This is a genomic window from Streptomyces sp. NPDC059524 (assembly GCF_042749255.1).
GTDB classification, from domain to species: Bacteria; Actinomycetota; Actinomycetes; order Streptomycetales; family Streptomycetaceae; genus Streptomyces; species Streptomyces xanthii.
In genome coordinates, this window is the sequence record NZ_JBHYTK010000212.1 from 2338 (window position 1) to 11418 (window position 9081).

Below are 9081 nucleotides of genomic sequence, written 5' to 3' on the forward strand. Positions count from 1 at the left end.
GTGGACGCGGACCGCGCCGGAGGCGCCCTCCGGGGCGGCGCTGTGGGCCGTCAGGGTGCTGACGGGGCCCGGGCCGAGCCCGCCCGGGCGCGACAGCGAGGGGGGGAGGGGCGCGGCGGGGGGGGGGCGCGGGGGCCCCCGGGGGGCCGCGCCCGCGCGGCCGCGCCGTCCACGCGGCCGCGTTCACCGACGCGTACCGGCGTTACTGCTGGACCACGGACGGCCTCGACGGGGTGCGGTTCGCCCCGTTCCAGATCCTCGCCGTGCGCGGCCGGTCGCTGGCCGGGCTGCCGCACGACGAGCAGCTCGCGCTCATCGACCGGGTCGTCGAGCACGACGGGACGGGACTGCTGCAGACGACGCGGCGGCTGTTCGTCGACACCGGGGACTCCGCATCCGTGCGGGCCGGGGTCGACTGGTGGCTGGAGATGACCGGACGCGGCGGCGAGGGCATGGTCGTGAAGCCGGTCGAGGCGCTCGTCCGTGACGGGAAGGGGCGGCTCGTGCAGCCCGGCATCAAGTGCCGCGGCCGCGAGTACCTCCGGATCATCTACGGGCCCGAGTACACGCGGCCGGAGAACCTCGCGAAGCTGCGGCAGCGGTTCCTCGGGCACAAGCGGTCGCTGGCGATCCGGGAGTACGCGCTGGGGCTCGAGGCCGTCGAGCGACTGGCCGAGGGTGAGCCGCTGTGGCGGGTGCACGAGGCGGTGTTCGGGGTGCTGGCCCTGGAGTCGGAGCCGGTCGACCCCCGGCTGTGACGGGAGCCGGGGCCCGATGGCGCGCCTGCTCGTCCGCCGGGTGCGCCCGCCGGGCGAGCGCGGCCCGTTGAGGCTTCTCGCGCCCCGCGGCGGAGCCGCTGATCGACACGCCCCGCGCCCCTGGGACGCACACCCCTCGGGTGGCATCTCAGGGGCGCGGCCGCTGTGCCGCCGTGCCCCACCGGAACCGAGCGTCCACAACCCGCGCGCGAGCGGCCCCCGCGGGGGAAAGATGGCCCCATGGGATTCCACGTCGACTCCGAGGCCGGGCGGCTGCGCCGCGTCATCTTGCACCGGCCCGATCTGGAGCTGAAGCGACTGACGCCGAGCAACAAGGACCAGCTGCTCTTCGACGACGTGCTCTGGGTACGCAGGGCACGTCAGGAACACGACGGCTTCGCCGACGTGCTGCGCGACCGCGGTGTCACCGTGCACCTCTTCGGTGACCTGCTCACCGAGACGCTGGGCGTCGCCCCCGCCCGCGCCCTCGTCCTGGACCGCGTCTTCGACGAGAAGGAGTACGGGCCGCTGGCCACCGACCATCTGCGGGCCGCCTTCGAGACGCTGCCGGAGCAGGAGCTGGCGACCGCGCTGATCGGCGGCATGACCAAGCGCGAGTTCCTCGAGGCGCACCCGGAGCCGACCTCCGTGCGCTTCCACGCGATGGAGCTGGACGACTTCCTGCTCCGGCCACTGCCCAACCACCTGTTCACCCGCGACACCTCCGCGTGGATCTACGACGGGGTGTCCATCAACGCGATGCGGCTGCCCGCACGGCAGCGCGAGACCGTCCACTTCGAGGCGATCTACCGCCACCACCCGCTCTTCCGGGACGAGGACTTCCGGCTGTGGTCGCAGGGGCAGGCCGACTACCCGTCGACGATCGAGGGCGGCGACGTCCTCGTCATCGGCGAGGGCGCCGTCCTCATCGGCATGAGCGAGCGCACGACCCCGCAGGCCGTGGAGATGCTCGCGCACAAGCTGTTCGAGGCCGGTTCGGCCCGCACCATCGTGGCGCTCGACATGCCCAAGCGGCGGGCGTTCATGCACCTGGACACGGTCATGACGATGGTCGACGGCGACACGTTCACGCAGTACGCGGGGCTCGGCATGCTGCGCTCCTACACGATCGAACCGGGCACCTCGGCGCGGGAGCTGAAGGTCACCGACCATCCGCCGGAGCACATGCACCGGGCGATCGCCGCCGCGCTCGGGCTGAACGAGATCCGGGTGCTCACGGCGACCCAGGACGTGCACGCCGCCGAGCGCGAGCAATGGGACGACGGGTGCAACGTGCTGGCCGTCGAGCCCGGCGTCGTCGTCGCGTACGAGCGCAACGCGACCACGAACACCTTCCTGCGCAAGCAGGGCATCGAGGTGATCGAGATCCCCGGCAGCGAGCTCGGCCGCGGGCGGGGCGGCCCGCGCTGCATGAGCTGCCCGGTGGAGCGGGACCCGGTGTCCGGCTGACGGCGGCCGCACCGGGGCCGGGGGCCTGTATATAAATGTGGAACATCGTATAGACTTCCAGTGTTGTGATGCCGTCCCTCAGCCTGCCAGGAGCACCCCCATGAATCTCACCGGCCGCCACTTCCTCAAGGAGCTGGACTTCACCGCCGAGGAGTTCCGCGGTCTGGTGGAGCTGGCCGCCGAGCTCAAGGCCGCCAAGAAGGCGGGGACGGAGACCCAGTACCTCAAGGGCAGGAACATCGCCCTGATCTTCGAGAAGCCCTCCACCCGCACCCGCTGCTCCTTCGAGGTGGCGGCCGCCGACCAGGGCGCCTCGACGACGTACATCGACCCGAGCGGCTCCCACATCGGCAAGAAGGAGTCCAGCAAGGACACCGCGCGGGTCCTCGGCCGGATGTTCGACGCGATCGAGTTCCGGGGCGACGCCCAGGAGACCGTCGAGACGCTCGCGGCCCACGCGGGCGTGCCGGTCTACAACGGCCTGACGGACGACTGGCACCCCACCCAGATGCTCGCCGACGTGCTCACCATGACCGAGCACAGCGCCAAGCCGCTCACGGACATCGCCTTCGCGTACCTGGGCGACGCCCGGTTCAACATGGGGAACTCGTACCTGGTCACCGGCGCCCTCCTCGGCATGGACGTGCGGATCGTCGCGCCGAAGGCCTACTGGCCGGCCGAGGAGATCGTCGCGAAGGCCCGTGAGCTCGCGGCGGCCAGCGGCGCGCGGATCACCCTCACCGAGACGGTCGAAGAGGGCGTACTCGGCGCCGACTTCGTCGTCACCGACGTGTGGGTGTCGATGGGCGAGCCCGCGGAGATCTGGGACGAGCGCATCAAGGCCCTCACCCCGTACGCCGTCACGATGGACGTCCTGCGCGCCACGGCTACCGCCGACGTGAAGTTCCTGCACTGCCTCCCCGCCTTCCACGACCTCGGCACCAAGGTCGGGCGCGAGATCCACGAGAAGTACGGCCTGGAGTCCCTCGAGGTCACCGACGAGGTCTTCGAGTCCGAGCACTCCGTCGTCTTCGACGAGGCGGAGAACCGGATGCACACCATCAAGGCCGTCATGGTCGCCACCCTCGGCCGCGCCCCGGGCGCCTGAGCCCACCGGGAGCGCCCGCACCCCCGGGCAGGACAGCCCGCACCTTCGTACGGCAGCCCGAACCCCCGTAGAACACCAGCAACCGTTCACCCTGATGGGGCCGGACCACCTCTCCGGCCCCACCGGCATGCGGCCCACCCCGCCGCGCCCGCACCACCAGAAAAGAGCACCACCCCATGCCGCCGTCGCCGACCCCCACCGGCCCGCGCATCAAGTCGCCCGAGACCCTCATCGCCGAATCGGGCGCCGACCTGGAAGGCCACGGCCTCAAGCGCACCATGGGGCTGTTCCAGCTCGTGTGCTTCGGCGTCGGCGCGATCGTCGGCACCGGCATCTTCGTCGGCCTGTCCGACACGGTCGCCGAGGCCGGACCCGCCGTGATCGTCTCCTTCGTCCTCGCCGCGATCACCTGCGTCTTCACGGCGTTCTCCTTCGCCGAGCTGGGCGGCGCGATCCCCGTCTCCGGCTCCTCGTACTCCTTCGCCTACGCCGCCCTCGGCGAGCGCGTCGCGTTCCTCGTCGGCTGGTGCCTGCTCCTGGAGTACGGCATCTCCGTGTCGGCCGTCGCCGTCGGCTGGAGCCAGTACCTCAACGAACTGCTCGACAGTGTGTTCGGCGCCCAGCTGCCCACCGCGCTGTCCGCGGGACCCGCCGACGGCGGCGTGATCAACCTGCCCGCCGTCGTCGTCATGGCGATGGCGGCCGCTCTCCTCGTGCGCGGCATCCGCGAGAGCGCCCGCGCCACGGCCTTCATGGCCGTCCTCAAGATCGGCATCCTGCTGGCCTTCTGCGCGATCGCCTTCAGCGCCTTCCGGGACGGCAACCTCACGCCGTTCCTGAAGGAGGGCGCCGGCGGCATCACCTCGGGCGCTTCGCTGGCCTTCTTCTCGTACATCGGCTTCGACGCCGTCACCACCGCCGGCGAGGAGGTCAAGAACCCGCGGCGGAACATCCCGCTCGCGATCGTGATCTGCATCGGGCTCGTCACGCTGCTGTACTGCGCGGTCGCCGTCGCGGCCATCGGCGCGCTCGGCGCCGACGCCGTCGGCGACAAGCCCGCCGCGCTCTCCCTCGTGGTCGACCAGGTCACCGACTCCACGGTCGGCGGCGGCATCGTCGCCTTCGGCGCGGTCGTCGCCATCGCGTCCGTCGTCCTCGCCGTGATGTACGGGCAGACCCGCATCCTGATGTCGATGTCCCGCGACGGGCTGATCCCGCGCGTGTTCGAGCGCGTGTCGCCGAAGACCTCCACGCCGGTGCGCGGCACGCTGATCGTGGCGTCGGTCTTCGCGGTGCCGGCCGCGTTCTCCTCGCTCGACGTCGTCGTGAACCTCACGACCATCGGCACCCTCGCCACCATGGTCGTCGTCAACATCGCGGTCGTCGCGCTGCGCCGCTCGCGCCCCGACCTGAAGCGCTCGTTCCGGGTGCCGCTGTACCCGCTCAGCCCGGTCCTGGGCGTCGGCTTCTGCATGTACCTGATCTGGGGGACGGGCTGGACGACGTGGGTCCAGTTCGCCGTGTTCCTCGTCGTCGGCGCGCTCGTCTACGCGTTCTACGGGCGCCGCAACTCCCGGCTCGGGGCCGCACCGGCACAGGCAGCCTGATTCGAAAGAAAGGCGCTAGTCCTCGGAGGCGGGGCGCTGGCGCGGCACCGCGGGGAGCGTGAACCACACCGCCTTGCCGGAATCGGTGGGGCGGTGCCCGCACGAGGCCGACAGCGTCCGGATCAGCAGCAGGCCCCGCCCGTGCTCCTGCCAGGGGTCCGGCTCCTCGGCGTCGTCCGGGTTCGTGAGGTCCGAGGGCGGCGCCGGGTCCGGATCGTGCACCTCCACCTGACAGCCGGTCTCCAGGAGCTCCACGACCAGCTCGATCGGCGCGTCCCCCGTGGTGTGCTCCACCGCGTTCGCCACCAGCTCCGCCGTCAGCAGCTCGGCGGTGTCCGTGTCGGCGCCCGGCGGCTCGATGTCCCCCAGGGCGGTACGGACGAGGGCGCGCGCGACCGGTACGGCGGCAGCCGTGTGCGGCAGGGCGATACGCCACGACATGGGGGTGGAAGGACTGGGCAAGGCGGGTCCTGAGGGCGGGGGTCTCGGGGCTGGCGACTCGGGCTGGGGTCTGCGGGGCGGGCGGCTCGTTCTCTCGGTCGGCTCGTCTCTGCCGGTTCGGCGGCTGTTCCACCGGTCCGGCGGCCGAGCTGCCGGGCGGCTCGGGGTGACTGTCCTGCTTTCGACCGTATGAATGGTACGGCGTGTGCGCCAGGGTCTCCTGGCGGCGGTCTCCCGGGCCCTTCGTCCCCGGGCCGTCGCCCGTGCGGTGCGGGGCCCGGCACTCTCATCATGCCCAGCGCCCCGCCGTTCTATCGCGCACTCGTGACGGCAGTCACGAAGCGGTGATAACTTCGAGGAGAGGAGCCGCCGGGAACCCCGCCGTAGGAGGCCGCACGCGCATGAGTCCCTTCACCGGATCCGCCCCCCGCACCGAGAAGTGGCGCCACCTGGACTACGCCGTGGACGCGCACGGCGTCGCCACGGTCACCCTCGCCCGGCCCGAGAAGCTCAACGCGCTCACCTTCGGCGCCTACGCCGACCTGCGCGACCTGCTCGCCGAGCTGTCCCGCGAGAAGTCCGTACGCGTCCTCGTCCTGGCCGGAGAGGGCCGCGGATTCTGCTCCGGCGGCGACGTCGACGAGATCATCGGCGCCACGCTCGGCATGGACACCGCCCAGCTCCTGGACTTCAACCGGATGACGGGCCAGGTCGTGCGCGCCCTGCGCGAAGCCCCGTTCCCCGTGGTCGCCGCCCTGCACGGGGTCGCCGCGGGCGCCGGAGCCGTCCTCGCGCTCGCCGCCGACTTCCGCGTCGCCGACCCCAGCACCCGCTTCGCCTTCCTGTTCACGAAGGTCGGACTGTCCGGCGGCGACATGGGCGCCGCCTACCTGCTGCCCCGCGTCGTCGGCCTCGGCCACGCCACCCGGCTGCTCATGCTCGGCGATCTCGTGCGCGCCCCCGAGGCCGAGCGGATCGGCCTGATCAGCCAGCTCACCGAGGAGGGCGACGCCGACACGGCCGCCCAGGCCCTCGCCCAGCGCCTCGCCGAGGGCCCCGCGCTCGCGTACGCGCAGACCAAGGCACTGCTCACCTCCGAGCTCGACATGCCGCTCGCGGCGTCCGTCGAGCTGGACGCCGCGACGCAGGCGCTGCTGATGAACGGCGAGGACTACGCCGAGTTCCACGCGTCCTTCACCGAGAAGCGCCCGCCGAAGTGGCAGGGGAGGTGAGCGCGGCCGTGCCCGCTCAGCGCATCGCCGTGATCGGCGGCGGCCCCGGCGGCCTGTACGCGGCCGCCCTCCTCAAGCGCCTCGACCCCGGCCGCGAGATCACGGTCTGGGAGCGCAACGCACCGGACGACACCTTCGGCTTCGGTGTCGTCCTGTCCGACGAGACCCTCGGCGGCATCGAGCACGCCGACCCCGCCGTGTACGCGGCGCTCCAGGACGAGTTCGTGCGCTGGGACGACATCGACATCGTGCACCGCGGCCTCCGGCACACGTCCGGCGGCCACGGCTTCGCCGCACTCGGCCGGCGCCGCCTCCTGGAGATCCTGCAGAGCCGCTGCCGCGGGCTCGGCGTCGACCTCCGCTTCCGCACCGAGGCACCCCCGGCCGCCGAGCTCAGCGCCTCGTACGACCTGGTCGTCGCCGCCGACGGGGTGAACAGCCGCACCCGCGCCGCCCACGCCGACGCGTTCGGACCGCACATCGAGGAGCACCGCAACCGCTACATCTGGCTCGCCGCCGACTTCGCCTTCGACGCCTTCCGCTTCGAGATCGCGGAGACCGGGCACGGCGTGATGCAACTGCACGGCTACCCCTTCGACGCGGAGCGCTCCACCGTCATCGTCGAGATGCGCGAGGAGGTGTGGCGAGCCGCCGGGTTCGCGGACGCCGACGTACGCGATTCCATCGACACCTGCGCCAAGATCTTCGCGGACGCGCTCGGCGGCCGCGGCCTGACCTCCAACAACTCCGCCTGGCTCACCTTCCGCACCGTCGTCAACGACCGCTGGTCGCACGGCAACGTCGTCCTCATCGGCGACGCCGCGCACACCGCGCACTTCTCCATCGGCTCCGGCACCAAGCTCGCCGTCGAGGACGCGCTCGCCCTCGCCGCCTGTCTCCACGAACACCCCACGACCGAGGCGGCCCTGAAGGAGTACGAGGCCGAGCGGCGGCCCGTCGTCGCCTCCACGCAGCGTGCGGCGCGGGCCAGCCTCGCCTGGTTCGAGGAGCTCGGCCGCTATCTCGACCAGCCGCCGCGCCAGTTCGCCTTCAACCTGCTCACCCGCAGCCGCCGCGTCACGCACGACAACCTGCGGCTGCGCGACCCCGGCTTCACCGAGTCCGTCGAGCGCGAGTTCGGCTGCCCCGAGGGCACGCCCCCGATGTTCACCCCCTTCCGGCTGCGCGGCCTCGCACTGCGCAACCGGGTCGTCGTCTCGCCCATGGACATGTACTCGGCGGTCGACGGCGTCCCCGGCGACTTCCACCTCGTCCACCTCGGCGCGCGGGCGCTCGGCGGCGCGGGGCTCGTCATGACGGAGATGGTGTGCGTCAGCCCCGAGGGCCGCATCACCCCCGGCTGCGCGGGCCTCTACACCGACGAACAGGCCGGCGCCTGGACCCGGATCGCCGACTTCGTGCACGCGCAGTCGCCCGGCACCGGGATCGGCCTCCAGCTCGGCCACTCCGGACGCAAGGGCTCCACCCGCCTCATGTGGGAGGGCATGGACGAGCCCCTGCCCGACCCGGACGCCAACTGGCCCGTGGTGGCCCCCTCCGCCCTGCGCTACAAGCCGGACAACCAGCTCCCGCGCGAACTGTCCCTCCCCGAACTCGCCGCGATCCGGGAGGAGTTCACCGCCGCCGCCCGGCGCGCCGCCCGTGCCGGATTCGACCTCCTCGAACTCCACTGCGCCCACGGCTACCTGCTGTCGAGCTTCCTGTCGCCACTCACGAACCGGCGCACGGACGCCTACGGAGGTTCCCCGGAGGCCCGGCTGAAGTTCCCGCTGGAGGTCTTCGACGCGGTGCGCGAGGTCTGGCCCGAGGACCGTCCCATGACCGTCCGGATCTCCGCGACGGACTGGGCCGAAGGGGGACTCGACGGGGACGACGCCGTCGCCGTCGCGCGGGCCTTCGCCGCGCACGGGGCCGACGCGATCGACGTCTCCACGGGGCAGGTCGTCGCGGAGGAACGCCCCGCGTACGGGCGCTCCTACCAGGTGCCCTACGCGGACCGCATCCGCAACGAGGCGGGCGTTCCCGTCATCGCCGTCGGGGCGATCTCCTCCTGGGACGACGTGAACTCGCTGGTCCTCGCGGGGCGGACGGATCTGTGCGCGCTGGGGCGGCCGCATCTGTACGACCCGCACTGGACGCTGCACGCTGCCGCGGAGCAGGGGTATGCGGGGCCCGGCGCGGTGTGGCCCGCCCCGTACCGTGCCGGTAGTCGGCGCCCCCAGACGGGCCGCCTGGACGCGCCCAAGCCCCGCCTGGTCCTGCCCGGCTGACGCCTCGTCGCTGGCCGCGCCCCTTTGGGTGCGTGCCACGCGCGGCCGTCGTTCGTCCGCGGCCCGGTGGGGGCTGGTCGCGCAGTTCCCCGCGCCCCTGAAATGCAGACGCTTCGCGTCGCATTTCCCCGATGGGGCGCCGCCCCTATGGAGATCGCGCACGCAGTGCGCATC

At 72.4% G+C, this 9081-nt stretch carries 6 protein-coding genes and 1 pseudogene; 6 read left to right on the top strand and 1 reads right to left on the bottom strand.

Annotated elements, in window-relative coordinates:
- Nucleotides 1-161: 161 nt before the first annotated feature.
- The 4 genes and pseudogenes from ACFW9D_RS35455 to ACFW9D_RS35470 form a co-directional block, all read left to right on the top strand.
- Nucleotides 162-758 (top strand): annotated as a pseudogene (locus ACFW9D_RS35455) (polynucleotide kinase-phosphatase); the annotation flags it as partial.
- Between the two features lie 240 nt (nucleotides 759-998).
- Nucleotides 999-2228 (top strand): arginine deiminase, encoded by a 1230-nt coding sequence (locus tag ACFW9D_RS35460; protein WP_384629110.1) that lies wholly within the window; start codon nucleotides 999-1001, stop codon nucleotides 2226-2228.
- Nucleotides 2229-2328: 100 nt separating this feature from the next.
- Nucleotides 2329-3336: an ornithine carbamoyltransferase gene (gene argF / locus ACFW9D_RS35465; protein WP_384629112.1), complete on the top strand. Its 1008-nt coding sequence runs from the start codon at nucleotides 2329-2331 to the stop codon at nucleotides 3334-3336.
- Nucleotides 3337-3512: 176 nt separating this feature from the next.
- Entirely contained in the window at nucleotides 3513-4943 is a 1431-nt protein-coding gene (locus tag ACFW9D_RS35470) for an amino acid permease (protein ID WP_384629114.1), read from the top strand.
- 15 nt (nucleotides 4944-4958) lie between these two features.
- Here ACFW9D_RS35470 and ACFW9D_RS35475 read toward each other — a convergent pair whose 3' ends face one another.
- Nucleotides 4959-5384, bottom strand: coding sequence for an ATP-binding protein (locus tag ACFW9D_RS35475; RefSeq protein WP_188341254.1), 426 nt, complete (start codon nucleotides 5382-5384; stop codon nucleotides 4959-4961).
- Nucleotides 5385-5785: 401 nt separating this feature from the next.
- Here ACFW9D_RS35475 and ACFW9D_RS35480 point away from each other — a divergent pair, with 401 nt between their 5' ends.
- Nucleotides 5786-6616 carry an enoyl-CoA hydratase family protein gene (locus tag ACFW9D_RS35480; protein WP_188336363.1) on the top strand — a complete coding sequence of 277 codons (831 nt, stop codon included), beginning with the start codon at nucleotides 5786-5788 and terminating at the stop codon, nucleotides 6614-6616.
- Between the two features lie 8 nt (nucleotides 6617-6624).
- A complete protein-coding gene (locus ACFW9D_RS35485; RefSeq protein WP_384629116.1) occupies nucleotides 6625-8907 on the top strand; it encodes a bifunctional salicylyl-CoA 5-hydroxylase/oxidoreductase in 2283 nt (760 codons plus the stop codon).
- Nucleotides 8908-9081: the final 174 nt, after the last annotated feature.